Origin of the sequence: Neorhizobium puerariae (assembly GCF_042429745.1) — a bacterium.
GTDB lineage: Bacteria > Pseudomonadota > Alphaproteobacteria > Rhizobiales > Rhizobiaceae > Neorhizobium > Neorhizobium puerariae.
On sequence record NZ_JBHMAA010000031.1, the window covers coordinates 15,924 to 30,433 of the forward strand.

At 60.5% G+C, this 14,510-nt stretch carries 11 protein-coding genes; 5 read left to right on the forward strand and 6 right to left on the reverse strand.

Going from position 1 to position 14,510, the window contains the following annotated elements; all coding sequences use genetic code 11:
* Nucleotides 1-5 precede the first annotated feature (5 nt).
* Complete coding sequence (locus ACFFP0_RS24070; RefSeq protein WP_377264756.1) at nucleotides 6-1,706, forward strand: M28 family peptidase; 1,701 nt, start codon at nucleotides 6-8, stop codon at nucleotides 1,704-1,706.
* A gap of 195 nt (nucleotides 1,707-1,901) precedes the next feature.
* On the opposite strand, the gene ACFFP0_RS24075 is transcribed toward ACFFP0_RS24070, so the two are convergent.
* From ACFFP0_RS24075 to ACFFP0_RS24100, 6 genes are read right to left on the reverse strand one after another with little or no spacing between them, the layout of a single operon-like run.
* Nucleotides 1,902-3,728, reverse strand: coding sequence for an ABC transporter ATP-binding protein (locus ACFFP0_RS24075; protein WP_377264757.1), 1,827 nt, complete (start codon nucleotides 3,726-3,728; stop codon nucleotides 1,902-1,904).
* A complete protein-coding gene (locus ACFFP0_RS24080; RefSeq protein WP_377264758.1) occupies nucleotides 3,721-5,124 on the reverse strand; it encodes a M20 family metallopeptidase in 1,404 nt (467 codons plus the stop codon). The genes ACFFP0_RS24075 and ACFFP0_RS24080 overlap by 8 nt, the downstream gene beginning before the upstream one ends.
* Nucleotides 5,125-5,138: 14 nt before the next feature.
* Nucleotides 5,139-6,578, reverse strand: a complete 1,440-nt coding sequence (locus ACFFP0_RS24085; RefSeq protein ID WP_377264759.1) for an amidohydrolase — start codon at nucleotides 6,576-6,578, stop codon at nucleotides 5,139-5,141.
* A gap of 28 nt (nucleotides 6,579-6,606) precedes the next feature.
* A complete protein-coding gene (locus ACFFP0_RS24090) occupies nucleotides 6,607-7,506 on the reverse strand; it encodes an ABC transporter permease (protein WP_377264760.1) in 900 nt (299 codons plus the stop codon).
* Entirely contained in the window at nucleotides 7,503-8,423 is a 921-nt protein-coding gene (locus ACFFP0_RS24095) for an ABC transporter permease (RefSeq protein WP_377264761.1), read from the reverse strand. The genes ACFFP0_RS24090 and ACFFP0_RS24095 overlap by 4 nt, the downstream gene beginning before the upstream one ends.
* A 15-nt stretch (nucleotides 8,424-8,438) precedes the next feature.
* Complete coding sequence (locus tag ACFFP0_RS24100) at nucleotides 8,439-9,968, reverse strand: ABC transporter substrate-binding protein (RefSeq protein ID WP_377264762.1); 1,530 nt, start codon at nucleotides 9,966-9,968, stop codon at nucleotides 8,439-8,441.
* A 125-nt stretch (nucleotides 9,969-10,093) separates the two neighbouring features.
* On the opposite strand from ACFFP0_RS24100, the gene ACFFP0_RS24105 reads away from it, so the two are divergent.
* The 4 genes from ACFFP0_RS24105 (at nucleotide 10,094) to ACFFP0_RS24120 (ending at nucleotide 14,482) form a co-directional block, all read left to right on the forward strand.
* Nucleotides 10,094-10,975 (forward strand): LysR family transcriptional regulator, encoded by an 882-nt coding sequence (locus ACFFP0_RS24105; protein WP_377264763.1) that lies wholly within the window; start codon nucleotides 10,094-10,096, stop codon nucleotides 10,973-10,975.
* Nucleotides 10,976-11,075: 100 nt separating this feature from the next.
* Complete coding sequence (locus ACFFP0_RS24110) at nucleotides 11,076-11,807, forward strand: FCD domain-containing protein (protein WP_377264764.1); 732 nt, start codon at nucleotides 11,076-11,078, stop codon at nucleotides 11,805-11,807.
* Entirely contained in the window at nucleotides 11,804-12,520 is a 717-nt protein-coding gene (locus ACFFP0_RS24115; RefSeq protein ID WP_377264765.1) for an RraA family protein, read from the forward strand. The genes ACFFP0_RS24110 and ACFFP0_RS24115 overlap by 4 nt, the downstream gene beginning before the upstream one ends.
* Nucleotides 12,521-12,541: 21 nt before the next feature.
* Nucleotides 12,542-14,482, forward strand: coding sequence for an aconitase family protein (locus ACFFP0_RS24120; protein ID WP_377264766.1), 1,941 nt, complete (start codon nucleotides 12,542-12,544; stop codon nucleotides 14,480-14,482).
* The last annotated feature ends 28 nt before the right edge of the window (nucleotides 14,483-14,510 follow it).

Below are 14,510 nucleotides of genomic sequence, written 5' to 3' on the forward strand. Positions count from 1 at the left end.
CCCTGATGTCGAGAGAAGATGACGACGGCCTGTTGGCCGGCATAGATGCGTCCGCAATGATGGGCCATCTGGAAGAGCTCGCCCGCTGGACCAAACATGCGGGCAGCGACGAAGAGAAGAACAGCCTCGACTATATCAAGGCGACGCTGGAAAGTTACGGCTATCGGACGTCCCTCATCAGGCATCCGGCGTTCATCAGCCTGCCCGTCGATGCGCGTATTGTCATCGACGGCATGACGATTGCTTGCATAACGCACTCGCACGCCAGATCGACGCCGGAAGGCGGGCTGACGGGCAGGTTGGTTCACGTCGGACGCGGTTCTGCGTCCGACTTCGCGCGCGACGACATAAGCGGTGCGATTGTTCTCGTTGAAGGACTTGTTTCGTCCGGAGTGACATCCCGAGCCTCTGCGGCCGGCGCGATTGCCCAGATTCACCTCAGTCCGCACGAGCAGCCCCACGAAGGCGGCGTATCCCCGGTTTGGGGAAGTCCTTCGATCGACGACCTTCAACTCATGCCCAGCACCGCCGTGCTTAGCATCGGGCGGACGGCCGGGCGATCTCTCGTGGACGCAGCGCTTGCAGGCTCGATCGATGTCACCGTTCATGCGACGGTCGATACCGGATGGAGGCTCATTCCTCTGCTCGAAGCGCATATGCCGACGGTGAAGGATATCTGCGAAGAACCGTTCGTCCTCCTGTCCGGACATCACGACACCTGGCACCGCGGCGTCATGGACAACGGCTCGGCCAATGCGCTCATGCTGGAGGCGGCTCGGATCCTCGCGCAGGTACGCGGGCAATGGAAACGTGCGCTGAGGCTATGTTTCTGGTCGGGTCATTCGCACGGGAGATATGCCGGCTCCACATGGTATGCCGATAATCGCTTCGAAGAGATGGAACGCCGCTGCATTGCCAACGTCAATCTGGATTCTGTCGGAGGCGTCGGCGCGACGATGCTGGAGAACACCCGCTCGGATCTCTCCACCGGATCGCTCGCCGACGACGCAATCCTGGAAATCACGGGGCAACGGCGGCGCGGACTGCCTATCCAGCGCAATTGCGACATGTCGTTCTGGGGTGTCGGGATTCCAGCCATGTTCGGGCTGCTGAGCGAGCAGGCCCCGGAGAACATCGATTTCGACATTCCCTGCGGCTGGTGGTGGCACACGCCCGATGATCTGATCGATAAGATCTCGCCAGATTTCATGGCCAGGGACACAAAGATCGTGGCCAGGGTGCTTTGGCGGCTCCTTGCTGAAGAACGGCTGCCATTAAGATTCAAAGGATACCTGGACATCATAGGCAGGACGCTGACAGCTCTGACGCCAGCGCATCGCCAGGATCTTGATTTGGAGCCGGTGCTTCTTAAGCTATCCGCGCTTGAATCCCTGCTGCTCGAATTCGAGTCATCGACGGAAACTGGTTCCGCCCACGACGACACCGCTATCAAACTGTCACGTGTGTTCACCAATCTGGAAAAGGTTGGCGGCGATAGATTTAGTCATGGATTGGTTCAGGCAGCGCCCGTTGTCCAGGACGAAGCCTCCACTTGGCCGGTATTGGGTCCTTTTCATTTGGCGAACATGACGCCAAGCGAAGAAAAAGATTGGTACTTTATACTCCAATCCGCATATCGATCGCGTAATCGCATCAATGCAGCTCTTGCGGAGGCCATCACGATATTGAATTCGTCGCGAACGTGATAACGGTGACTACGGTCACGGGATTCCCGTCCATTCCGCGCTGAACATGGCTTCGCCCTGGAAAATCATCAGGGGAATTCGTCGAAGCAGTATCCCGATAGCCGACCTTCCCCCGGGGAACCGCGGACACTCCACGGCATCGGTTCCAAGTGCCAAGTCGGTGGCGACAGACCGGTTACATCTCCGCCTATCTTGTCAGGCCTGCACGAAATGGTCGACTCCGACCTGCCTGATCTGCCTGGCCGCAGGCTTGTAATCCCTGGGCCGAATGGGGCTTTTGAGTTCGTCGGCGATGCCGACTGCGCGTTCGCGCCGCTTCGTGGGATCCGGGATCGACACCGCGGACAGCAGCTTCCGCGTATAGGCATGCTGAGGACTCTCGAAAATCGCCGCCCTCGGCCCGATCTCGACGATTTCGCCAAGATACATCACCGCAATACGATGGCTGATCCGCTCGACGGCCGCGATGTCGTGCGAAATGAACAGATAGGAAAGCTTCAGCCGCTGCTGCAGGTCGAGCATCAGGTTCAGGACCTGAGCCTTCACTGTCACATCGAGCGCAGAGACGGCCTCGTCGGCGATGATGACCTTCGGTGTCAGCGCGAGTGCACGGGCAATGCAGATGCGCTGCCGCTGACCGCCTGAAAATTCGTGAGGGTATCGATCGATCATCGACCGATCCAATCCCACGACATCCAGAAGCTTCAGCACCCGCTCGCGGGCCTCGGCTGCATCGCAGACACGATGCACCACCATTGGTTCGGCGATCGCCTTGCCGATCTGCATGCGCGGATTGAGGCTTGCGAAGGGATCCTGAAAAATCATCTGCGCCGCCGACCTGACGCGCGCCTGCTCGGCCTTGCCGAAACGGGTGACGTCCTGCCCTTCGATGCGGATGGTGCCGGCCGCCCGTTTGGTCAGCCCGAGAATGGTGCGCCCGGTCGTCGATTTGCCGCAGCCCGATTCTCCGACCAGAGACAGCGTCTCGCCGGGGCGCAAAGCGAACGAGACACCTTCCACCGCGTGCACACTGCCGGAAGAACGGCCGAACAGGTTCCTTTTGATGGCAAAATAGGTTGAAAGATTATCGACCTCCAGGACGGGCGGGCCTGATGTCTCTACCGTATCGGGGCAATCCTGCGGCGGCTGGGCCTCGCCGCTTTCGCGATCGACGACAGGGAACTTGGCGGTGAACGCACGGCCGCCCATTGAACCGAGGATCGGAACCGACGCCAGCAGCGAACGGGTATAAGGCCGCTGCGGTCGCTGGAATATGTCAAGCGTCGTCCCTTCCTCGACGATCTGGCCCTTGTACATGACCATCGTCCGGTCGGCGATCTCGGCCACCACGCCCATGTCATGGGTGATGAACAGCACGGATGTGCGCTCTTCCTTTTGCAGCTCGCGGATCAGATCGATGATCTGGCCCTGGATCGTGACGTCGAGGGCGGTGGTCGGTTCGTCTGCGATCAGCAGCTTCGGACGACACGCGAGCGCCATCGCGATCATCACCCGCTGGCGCATGCCGCCCGAAAACTGGTGGGGGAAATCGTTCAGCCGGTCCATGGCCGCCGGGATTCTCACCTTGTCCAGAAGTCGGGCCGCTTCGGCAAGCGCGTCCTTCTGCGACATGCCCCGGTGAAGGATGAGCGATTCCGAAATCTGCTGGCCCACTTTTATCACGGGATTGAGAGAGGTCATCGGCTCCTGGAAAATCATGCCGATTTCATTGCCGCGAACGCGACGCATCTCGCTTTCCGGGAGTTCAAGCAGGCTGCGGCCATTGAGCAGGACCTGCCCCTTGATCCTGCTCGAACCTGACGAAAGCAGCCGCATGATCGACAGTGACGTGACGCTTTTGCCAGATCCCGACTCGCCGACGATCGCAACGGTTTCGCCGGCATGGACATCGAAGGATATGCCGTCGACGACAGGCCTGCTTTCGCTTCCCCCAGACATGAAGCTGACGGTCAGGTCCCTTACGGACAGAATCGGGCCGGATGTAAAATGAAGATCATCCATGGTCGGGGATCTCCGGCATGAGGTCATCGGAAATCGGGCACTGATAGGGCTTGCCGCCGGTTCGGCCGAGATATTCGCTTCTGGCCTTGTCGATCCTCTCCGGCTCCAGCATGGTAACCGCCGTCAGCGCCATCGCCTTGGCGGTGTGGACCATGCCCTTATGTGCGGCCGAGGACTTGCCCTGGGCCACCAGCTGCCAGGTGTGGAACGGCGTTCCGATCGCAAAGCAGGCGCCCCAGAACTGGCCCGTCGGAACGATCCAGCTGACATCGCCGACATCCGTCGTGCCGGACAGGTTCTGACGCTCGTTGGGCATGATCCTGTCGTAAAGCGGCGAATTTCCCATCGGCCCGAAGTTTCGTTCGTAGAAGGCAACATCCTCATCGGTCAACGTCTCGCGGATTTCTCCCGCGAGCTGCCGATCGATATCGTCGAAGGGAACGGGACCCAGCTGTTCGAGCGACTGATACATGGCCCTTTCGAGCTCATCGTTCAGCAGCACATTGGAATATCCCTGGGTTACACGGACCGTCATTCGTGTGCCGGTCATCAGGGCCGCCCCTTCGGCAACGGCCTGCACCCGTTCGAAAAGGGCCTTGGCATCGGTGATGACCGGGGAACGAACGATGTAGAGCGACTCTGCATCCGCCTGAACGACGTTGGCTGCCAGGCCGCCGGCATTGGTGATCGCATAATGGATGCGAGCATCTGGCGGCATGTGTTCGCGCAGGAAGTTGACGCCGACATTCATCAGTTCGAGCGCATCGAGCGCCGAACGGCCGAGATGCGGTGCCCAGGAGGCATGCGCGGCACGTCCCTCGAACGTGAACCTTGCCTGCAGAAGCGACAGGGCCGGATAGGACTTCAGCCCGAAGGCCGGTCCGGGATGCCAGGTCAGCGCGAAGGCCAGATCGTCGAAGAGGCCGGCGCGTGCCATGAAAACCTTGCCGCCGCCGCCTTCTTCTGCCGGGCATCCGTAATAGCGGACACGTCCTCGCAGGCCATTGGCATGTAGGTAGTCCTTGACCGCGACCGCCGCCATCAAGGCGCCGACGCCGAGCAGGTTGTGGCCGCAGCCATGTCCGCTCCCCCCCTGCTCGACCGGGCTTCGCGATGCCACGCCGGCCTCCTGACTCAAGGCGGCCAGAGCGTCGTACTCGCCGAGCAGTCCGATCACCGGACCGTCTTCGCCGAACTCGGCGACAAACGCTGTGGGCATGCCCGCAACGCCGCGTTCGATACGGAATCCCTCTTTTTCCAGGGCATCGATCAAAAGGCCTGCGGCGTGATGCTCACCGAAGCTCAGTTCCGGCATATCCCAGATGCTGTCGCTCATGGAGATGAAACCGGCGCTGCGTTTATCGATCAAATCCGAAATAACGGAGGCTGTCGTCATGATGTTCTCACCTGTCAAATAGCGGGCGCTGCCTGCGGTCCCGCGCCATGCATAAGCTCCGGGCCGGCTTTGGCCGGTGGGGCCACGTTGGCGGGGATCGGGCAGTCATAGGCCTTTCCACCGCGCCGGCGCTCGTGTTCCTGCTTGGCCGCCAGGATCGTTTCCGGCGCCTGCAGCATTTTCGCCGCCGTCAGCGCCATGGCCTTGGCGGCATGCACCATGCCCTTGTGGGCCGCTGACGATTTTCCCTGCGCCACGAGTTGCCATGTATGGAACGGCGTGCCGATCGCAAAGCAGGCGCCCCAGAACTGGCCGGTCGGAACGATCCAGCTGACATCGCCGACATCCGTAGTCCCGGCCAGGTTCTGCCGTTTATGGGGTAGAAGCCCCTCGAACAGCGGGGAATTGCCGGCGGCTCCGAAATGCTTTTCGTAGAAGGAAACATCCTCTTCCGTCAGGCTCGTCCTGATCTTCGTGGCGAAGGCGCGATCGTCGTCGTCAAAGGGAACCGGTCCGATCTCCTCCAACGAGCGATACATCATGTTTTCGAGTTCGTCGTTCAGCAGGATATTCGACGTGGCACGCCCGAACTTGATTTCGAGCTCGGTACCGGTCATGCGCGCCGCACCCTTTGCGACGTCGATCACGCGGTCGAAAAGCGCATTGGCGTCATTGGAGTTCGGCGAACGGACGACATAGAGAACCTCGGCCTCAGCCTGGACGACATTCGCCGCAGCGCCCCCGGCATTGGTGATCGCATAATGGACACGCGAATCCGGCGGCATGTGCTCGCGCAGGAAGTTGACGCCGACATTCATGAGCTCTACGGCGTCCAAAGCAGAGCGGCCGAGATGCGGCGCCCAGGATGCATGCGCGGCCCGTCCCAGGAACCGGAAGCTGGACTGTGTAATCGCAAGGCCTGGATAGGATTTGAGCCCGGCGGCCGGACCCGGATGCCAGGTCAGTGCGAAATCGAGATCGTTGAAGAGACCGTCCCGCGCCATGAAAACCTTGCCGCTGCCTCCCTCTTCCGCAGGGCAGCCATAGTAGCGAACGCGACCTGGCAACTCGTTGGATTGAAGGTGGTTCTTCAGTGCGACAGCCGCCATCAAGGCACCGACGCCGAGCAGGTTGTGACCGCAGCCATGTCCGTTGCCACCCTCGACAATTGGCATATGAACGGCCGCGCCATCCTGCTGACTGAGCATGGCGAGCGCGTCATACTCGCCCAGAAAACCGGCGATGGGACCATCCGTCCCATATTCGGCCAGAAATGCCGTCGGCATGCCGGACAAACCGGTGGTGACGGTAAAGCCTTCCGCGCGCAAAGCTTCCACAAGTATCGCGGCGGAGCGGAACTCCTCGAAGCGTGTTTCTGCAAGCGACCAGATCTCATCGGCGAGCGCGCCAAAACGTACCGCTTCCCGCTCGACCCATTGGATAATGTCTGTCATGCGATTTTCCTGCTTGTGCACATTTGCTTCAGATTGCGGCCTTGGGGTCCAGAGCCAGCCGCACGCCGTTCTGGAAGAAGTTTAGGGCCAGGACCAAAATCACGATGGCAAGCCCCGGGAAGATGACCATGTGCGGGGCAATCAAGATGTATGATCGCCCGTTGGCCAGCATGGCGCCCCATTCCGGCGACGGCGCCTGGGCGCCGAGCCCCAAAAAGCTCAGGCTCGACGCAGTGAGGATTGCCAACCCGACGCGCAATGTCGCCATGACGAACAGCGTCGAGCTGATATTCGGGAAGACATGCAGCCGCAGGATGCGGGCGTGGCTCATGCCGATCAGCTTTGCCGCCTCGATATAGGGCTCATTGACCACAGACAGCGTGGCACCCCGCGCCAGCCGCGCGAATATCGGGATCGTATAGATCGCCACCGCGATCAGCGCGTTGAAGAGCCCCGGCCCCAGAATGCTGACAATCACGATTGCCAGCAATACGCCCGGGAATGCCAGCAGGACGTCGATGAAGCGCATGATCACCCTGTCCGTCATGCCGCCGACATAACCGGCCAGCATGCCGATCGGTGCGCCGATGACGATGGCGACGATGACCGGGAAGAAGCCTTCGATCAGCGAAATACGCGCGCCGTAGAGGATGCGCGCCAGGATGTCCCGGCCGAGTTCGTCGGTTCCGAACGGATGTTGCAGTGTCGGCGGCATGATCATATCGCCCATATCTCCGACAAGCGGATCATATGGCGTCAGCACCGGTGCGAAAATCGCGGCCAGAATGATAGCAAGCAGAAGCACTGCGCCGATACGGGCCATCCATGTCGACAGTATCCGGCTGATCAGTTTCGTCGCGGCGCTTCGGCGGGCAGTCGTGACCGCGGGTCGAATGGCGGTTTCGCTTTCTGTCTGGACGACGCTCATTTTTGCACCACGCGTGGATCGATGACCCCGTACAGCAGGTCTGTCAGAAGGTTGATTGCGACGAAGGTGAGCGAGACGAGAAGGACGGAAGCCTGGATGACGGGAAAGTCTCGCCCGGCAATCGACTGTACGATCAGACGGCCGATGCCCGGCCAGGCGAACACGGTTTCGACAACCACCGCGCCGCCCAGAAGATAGCCCGATTGCAGGCCGACGACCGTCACGACGGGCATCAGCGCGTTGCGCAAGGCGTGACGCCAGACGATGACGCTACGGCGAACGCCCTTGGCTTTAGCCGTGCGCACGTAGTCCATCCGCAACACTTCGGTAAGACTGGCCTGCGTGACGCGGCTGACGATCGCAGCGTTGGAAACGCCAAGCGTGATCGCGGGCAGGATGACGCTGGACCAGCTATCGTTACCCGAAAGCGGCAGCCATCCGAGATACACCGAAAACAGCAACATCATGATCAGGCCAAGGAAGAATCCCGGAACCGACAGGCCGAGGATGGCCAGGAACTCGCTGAGGGAATCCAGCCACTTCATTTCGAATGTCGCGGTCACGATGCCCAGTCCGATACCGATCACCACCGCGAAGGCCATGGCCGCCAGGGTGAGTTGCAACGTCGCGACGTACCGGGGGGCGATTTCCTGCATGACGGGGCGATGTGTCCGGAAACTCGAACCGAAGTCTCCCGTCACCGCCCGCTGGACGAACTCGACATATTGCACGGGCAGCGACCGGTCCAATCCCAGCGACTGCCGGACATTCTGGATGTCGGCTTCCGATGCTTCCATCCCCGCCGCAAGAACGGCAGGGTCGCCCGGCGACAGGTGAAGCATGAGGAAAACCACGACCGATACGCCGAAGACGACGGGCACCAGGGCCGCTAGTCGGGAAAAAAGCATCCGAACCATGATTGGGTCTCGACGTCAGGCCTTCAGGGAGGCGTTGGCGAAGTTGATGAATTCGTTCGGGTAGACCTCAAGTCCGCCGACCGACTTCGCAACGCCGTAAATCTGATTGTCGTAGAAAAGGACGAAGCTGCCGAAGTCCTTCTGCATGAGTTCCTGGATATCCTTCAGCATGGCATTACGCTTTTCAGCGTTCACTTCGATGCGCTGCTGCGCGATCAGCTCGTCCACCTTCGGGTTGCTGTAGTTGTTGTAATTGATCGAGCCGCCGGTACGGCGCACCAGATTGAGCGTGAAGTCCAGATCACCCGTCGAGTTGCCCTTGCCGAGCATGTAGAAGGCAATTTTGTCCTTGCCGCGCAACATTGCCTGATAGGTCGCAAACTCGGGGCTGACGAGATTGACCTTGATGCCGACGCGCGCGAGTTGCGCCTGAATGGCCTCGCCCAGTTGCCTGTCGTTGGTATATCGGCCGGTCGGGATATAGAAGTCGGTGGAAAAGCCGTCCGGATACCCGGCTTCGGCAAGCAGCTGCTTGGCCTTGGCGAGATCGAACGGATCGAGCGGATAATTGACCGACCCTGCGATCGTGGGAGAATCGAAGCTTCCCGACGCCGTTGCCATTCCTCGCATGACGCCCTTGATCAGCGCGTCCTTGTCGATGGCGAGCGAAATCGCCTGCCGCACCTTGATGTCGTCGAAAGGTTCCATCTTGACGTTCATGGCGACGTAGATCGAGCGGAAGCTTTGTTCGCGCAGAAGGCCGGCATTGGCTGTGGATTCGACACGTGGCGCAAGCGCCGGCGGGATGTTGGAGACGACATGCGCCTGCCCTGAGAGCAGCATCAGCACGCGGGCGCTGTCTTCCGGCACGACACGGACCTCGACGGTGCCCAGCTTGGGCTTGGTGCCCCAATAGGCGTCGTTCGCGACCAGAGTGAGTTTTTCGCCGGGCGTCCAGGAGCCGAGCTTGAAAGCACCCGTTCCAATCGGCTTCTGGCCGTATTCCTTGACCGGTACCGATGCGGCCGACGGGGAAAGGATGGACATGGAATAGGCGGTGAGTTGCGCCAGGAAGGGCGCGAACGGACTCGATGTCCTGATTACCACCGTCAGGTCGTCGGGTGTGTCGATGGAGGCAATGATGTTGCCGCTGCTCTTGTGCGGCGAGCCGGTCGCCGGATCGACGAGACGCTCGAAGGAGTATTTCACCGCCTTGGACGTGAATGGCGTGCCATCGTGAAACTTTACGTTCGGACGCAGCTTGAAAGTCCAGGTCGTCTTGTCTTCGCCGACAGACCACTCGGTGGCCAACACTCCCTCGATCTCGCCCTTGTCGGCGGACACAAGCGTCTCATGGATTGCGCGGACCATGCGGATGGTGGGAAGGTCCGAGGAGAACTGCGGGTCGAGGCTCGAAGCGTCGGTTCCGGTTGCGTAGACCAGCGTCGCAGAGCTTTGTGCAAGCATTGGCGCATTCAGGCCGGCGCCTGCGACGAGGGCAAGTGCCGAGGAAAGCTTGAGAAGGTCACGGCGGTTAGTCAGCATCACGGGATCCCCTTTATTGGTTTGTGCCCAGAGGAAGCCTTTCCGCCGGCAAAAACAATTTCAATCTCGACAACCAAGCGTTCTCTGTAGGAGAATGGTGAGCCTGCTACCCGGATGTGCCCATTATGAGAACCCCAGATCTTCACTCCCTGCGTCTTTTTCTGTCCGTATATGAGTTGCGCAATCTCACCCATGCCGCCCGCCGCCATAACATCGCGCCGTCGGCGGTGACGAAGCGCATTCGCGAGCTTGAAATCATCTATGGCGTCGATCTTTTTGTCAGAAAGGCACGTGGCGTCGTGCCGACGCTCGCCGCAGACGATCTGTCGGTAAAGGCGAAGGCGATTTTTAGGACATTCGACGAAACTGCCGAGCAGATGGGCGCCTACGCAAAAGGCGTACGCGGTCATATCCGCATCGCCTCGACAGCCACGGCGCTGCTGGGAGGGATCGGTGAAAAGATCAGTTCCTTCTCCCGTAATCATCCGCATATCCATTGCATCCTGATGGAGCAGACGAGCCTGGCGAACCTGTCTTCGCTTCTCGACGGCTCGGCGGACCTGTGCTTCATCGCCTCTTCGGCAGCGGTGCCGCCCGACGTCGTCACGATCCCTGTTTTGAACGACCACCTCGTCGCCATCATGGAGCCGAGCCACCCGCTTGCAAAAAAGGCTAGCCTCGAATTCCGCGAAACCCTTGATTTTCCCCATATTGGCATAGGCGCCACCAGCGCCCTGTCGCTGCAACTCGACCAGATGGCGACGCAGAGCGGCCGGGCGGTCGATTGCAGGCTGCGCGTCACAACCTATGACACAGCGCGATATCTCGTTTCCTGCGGCATGGGTATTGCGGTTCTTCCCGGAAGCGTCATCACTCCTTTCGCGGACAAAAGGCAGCTGGCCGTCTTGCCGCTGAAAGATGGTTGGGCCAGTCGCCAGATATTGCTTTGCCATCGCGACGGCGGCACCAGCGCCGCCGCCCGGGTTTTTATCGAATCGTTGAAATAGTATCCGGGTTACGAACCTATTATACCAACGAACAGGTCTTGGCGGAGTAACGCTCGGCGTGTTAGAAGCATGATACATCGGACAGGAAGGATGACAGTTCGTGTTGCGAAGCGAGCCAATTCGGCGGCGGCGGCTTTACGAGGAGATCTCGAGCCGCATCGAAGCTGCGATTATTTCTCAGGACCTGCAACCTGGCGATATTCTGCCATCCGAGCGCGAACTGATGGAGACGTTCGGCGTGGGCAGGACGGCGGTCAGGGAGGCACTGTTCGCTCTTCAGAAGAGTGGTCTGGTGAAGCTGACGAACGGCCAGAAGGCTGTTGTCGCCAAGCCTACCGCCGACAGCCTGATCAACGAACTGTCAGGCCCTGCTCGCCATGTGATTGCAGAGCCGGAGCGGTTGCGCCAACTTCAGCAGGCTCGCGGCCTCCTGGAAGGGTTTCTTGCCCGGATCGCCGCCCAGCGAGCAACGCCGCAGCAGATCGCGGAACTCGAAAAAGCGCTCGTTGCCAACAGGGAGGCCATCGACGATTATGAAAAGTTCGTCGAGACGAACATCGCCTTTCACTACGGTATCACATCGATAACCGAGAACATTTTCATAGAGGGACTTCATCGGGCGATCTACGTCTGGCTGAAGGATCAGCGCACCGTCTCTGCGCGAGCCCCGGGGGCCTGCGAATCGGCATATGGCTGGCACGAGAAGATTTTCGAAGCGATCCGTGACCACGATCCCGACAGGGCCGAACAGGCGATGATGCAACACATTTCCCAGGCCCAGGATGCCTATTGGCGTGTCATTGAGGCAGAGGCGGAGGTATCCGCCCGATGAACAGTCCTGTAGCGGATTCCGCAGCAAGCCGCTTGGTGCGATTAGGCACCGCCCTGATCAGCGACATTCTGGACGAGGCCGGTTTTCACGCCAATGTCATCTCCAACGCCATCGGCCCTTATGGCTCCCGGAAGCCTTTCTGCGGCCCGGCGACCTGCGTCCGCGGCATAGCGAAAGTCGTCACCTCCACCTCCCCCGCCCCGGCGGCCATGCTGCCGACATATCAGTTGCCGTCTTTCGTAAAACACGGCCATGTTCTGGTGCTCGACACGGGGAATTTCTATGGCGGCGCCGTCGTCGGCAGCATGCTGTTGCGCGACATAGCCGCATGCGGGGTTGTCGCAATCGTGACGGATGGGCTTGTGCGTGACGTGGAGGACATCCCGCGTTCAGGCCTGCCGCTGGCGGCTGCCGGCGCCACGCCGCTCAACAGTGCCCGACGATGGTCGATCATCGAGGAGAACTGCGTTGCGATCATGCCTGCCCAGGGCGGCGGGACGGTCCGCATCACGCCGCTGGATCTCGTCGTCGGCGACGCGGACGGTATCGTCGTCGTACCGTCGGAACATGCTGAAGCTATCGCCGACATGGCAGAAGAAGTCGCTCGCCGAGAAAGCCTTCTCAACAAGACCGTTGTGGATGCCAACCCTGCGGGCGTGGCGCGGGCGCGGGCCCAGCGTTTTTCGGACACCACGTGGCTACGTGGGAAATAACGGCCTTCAGGGTATACGATGATGACAAAGATCAAGTTCGAAGGACGCATGCTGTTTCTCGTCGATGACGAGCAGGTCATGCAGGCGCAGTTGAATGGCGACAGCCCGTCGATAGATCACGTCCGGCTTCGCGACGATATTTCCACCGACGAGATCACGCCGCTCCCCGTGCTCGTCAATTTCGACGCAACGCTGGGCCTCTACGCGCATACCGGTTTCAAGGCGGGCCTAGCCCGGCCGATCGGCGAGCGGGCTATATTGGACGGCGGTTTCTCCGTGCTCGTCGGCGGTAGCCGTTACGGCAAGGGGTCGTCGCGCGAACACAGCCCGCTTGCCGAATATTCCGCCGGCGTGCGGCTTGTCATCGCCAAGAGCTTCGAGCGGATTTATCGACAAAATTGCGACAATATAGGGCTGATCACGAGCACCGACTTCTCGCTGCTGGAAAAGATCCGCAACGGTGAGGAAATCGACATCGACGTCCTCACGCAAGGCCGCGACGCGCTGGCCGCAGCCATTCTGAAGACTGGCGGGCTGCTGAGCTTCGGACAGCGCTTCATGCGGGACGTCGATGTCGGAACAGGCGATTCGGACGGCCGTCCCCGCACGTTGGTCGAGAAGATCATGGCGCGCCATGCTTTGAAGATCGAAGGCAGGAACTGGGACATGCGGCCCGGAACGGGCGGATTCGTACGCGCCGACTTTCGCTTCATCCATGAATATTATACGGGCATGGCCGCTCATATGCTGGCCTCCCGGTTCGGCGAACAGTTGAAGCTTCACGATCCGGAAAGCATCATTCTTTTCGAGGACCACAATTCCTATTCGCATCGCAGCCCCACGCATGTCAGGAACAATCTGCTCGGCGGAATCCGCAACCTGTCGGTCGCGCATCGGGCCTTCGCGGCGAAATACGGCCTGAAGGATCATGGCTATCTGGTTGGCGAGGAAGGCTCCGAAGGCATTTCCCACGCAATGATGGCAGAACTCTACGCCCTGCCGGGCCAGATTCTCGTCGGCACCGATTCGCATACGCCGCATTCCGGGGCGCTCGGCTGTTTTGCCTATGGGGTAGGCACGACCGACATGGCGAATGCCTTCGTCACCGGCGCCTGTCGGCTGACCGCGCCGGAAAGCCTTCTGATCCGCATCGAAGGGCAGCGCATGCCCGGCGTCACCGCGAAAGATATCGTCCTGCATCTGCTCGCGGATCCCCGGATCAAGGCGGGCGGCGGCGTGGGCAAGGTGTTCGAATTCGCCGGACCCGCCATCGAGGCAATGTCGACGGACGAGCGGGCGACACTCACCAATATGACTGCCGAACTCGGCGGGTTGACCGGTATCGTTGCACCGGACGAGGAAACCGTCCGCTTCATCCGGGAGCGTCGCGGTGTCGACATCGTCATTGAGGACTGGATGCACAGCGACGCCGACGCGATCTACTCCGGCGAGATCGTTATCGACTGCTCGACGTTGGGGCCGATGCTTGCTTCGCCCGGAGACCCCGGAAATGGCATTGCTCTCGCCCAGCTCGGAAAGATCGTGAAGATCGACATCGCCTATGGCGGATCGTGCACCGCCGGCAAGCGCGAGGATTTCGATCATTACCACGAAGTGCTGCGCTGGGCGGCAGATCGCGGCCTCAAGATCGCAGATGGCGTCACCCTTTTTCTCCAATGCGGAACGGTGCAGGTTCGCGACTACTGCGTTTCCAAAGGGTATCTGGACACGTTCCGCGAGGTGGGTGCGGAAATGCTGCAGCCGGCCTGCGGAGCATGCGGCCAATGCGGGCCAGGGGTCTCCACGCGTGCCGACGAGGTCACGATCAGCGCCATAAACCGCAATTTTCCCGGCCGCGGAGGGCCTGGCTCGGTTTGGCTTGCAAGTCCGCCCACTGTGGCGGCGAGTGCTGTCGCCGGGGAAATCCTGTCCTTTGAAGAACTGAAGGCGCGATACGCTTAAACGCGTAATTGCCAATACCTGTCGGATG

Coding starts and splice junctions, on each gene's coding strand:
- ACFFP0_RS24095 (WP_377264761.1), bottom strand. CDS start 8,423: ATGGTTCGGATGCTTTTTTCCCGACTAGCGGCCCTGGTGCCCGTCGTC.
- ACFFP0_RS24105 (WP_377264763.1), top strand. CDS start 10,094: ATGAGAACCCCAGATCTTCACTCCCTGCGTCTTTTTCTGTCCGTATAT.
- ACFFP0_RS24090 (WP_377264760.1), bottom strand. CDS start 7,506: ATGAGCGTCGTCCAGACAGAAAGCGAAACCGCCATTCGACCCGCGGTC.
- ACFFP0_RS24070 (WP_377264756.1), top strand. CDS start 6: ATGTCGAGAGAAGATGACGACGGCCTGTTGGCCGGCATAGATGCGTCC.
- ACFFP0_RS24075 (WP_377264757.1), bottom strand. CDS start 3,728: ATGGATGATCTTCATTTTACATCCGGCCCGATTCTGTCCGTAAGGGAC.
- ACFFP0_RS24085 (WP_377264759.1), bottom strand. CDS start 6,578: ATGACAGACATTATCCAATGGGTCGAGCGGGAAGCGGTACGTTTTGGC.
- ACFFP0_RS24115 (WP_377264765.1), top strand. CDS start 11,804: ATGAACAGTCCTGTAGCGGATTCCGCAGCAAGCCGCTTGGTGCGATTA.
- ACFFP0_RS24120 (WP_377264766.1), top strand. CDS start 12,542: ATGACAAAGATCAAGTTCGAAGGACGCATGCTGTTTCTCGTCGATGAC.
- ACFFP0_RS24100 (WP_377264762.1), bottom strand. CDS start 9,968: ATGCTGACTAACCGCCGTGACCTTCTCAAGCTTTCCTCGGCACTTGCC.
- ACFFP0_RS24080 (WP_377264758.1), bottom strand. CDS start 5,124: ATGACGACAGCCTCCGTTATTTCGGATTTGATCGATAAACGCAGCGCC.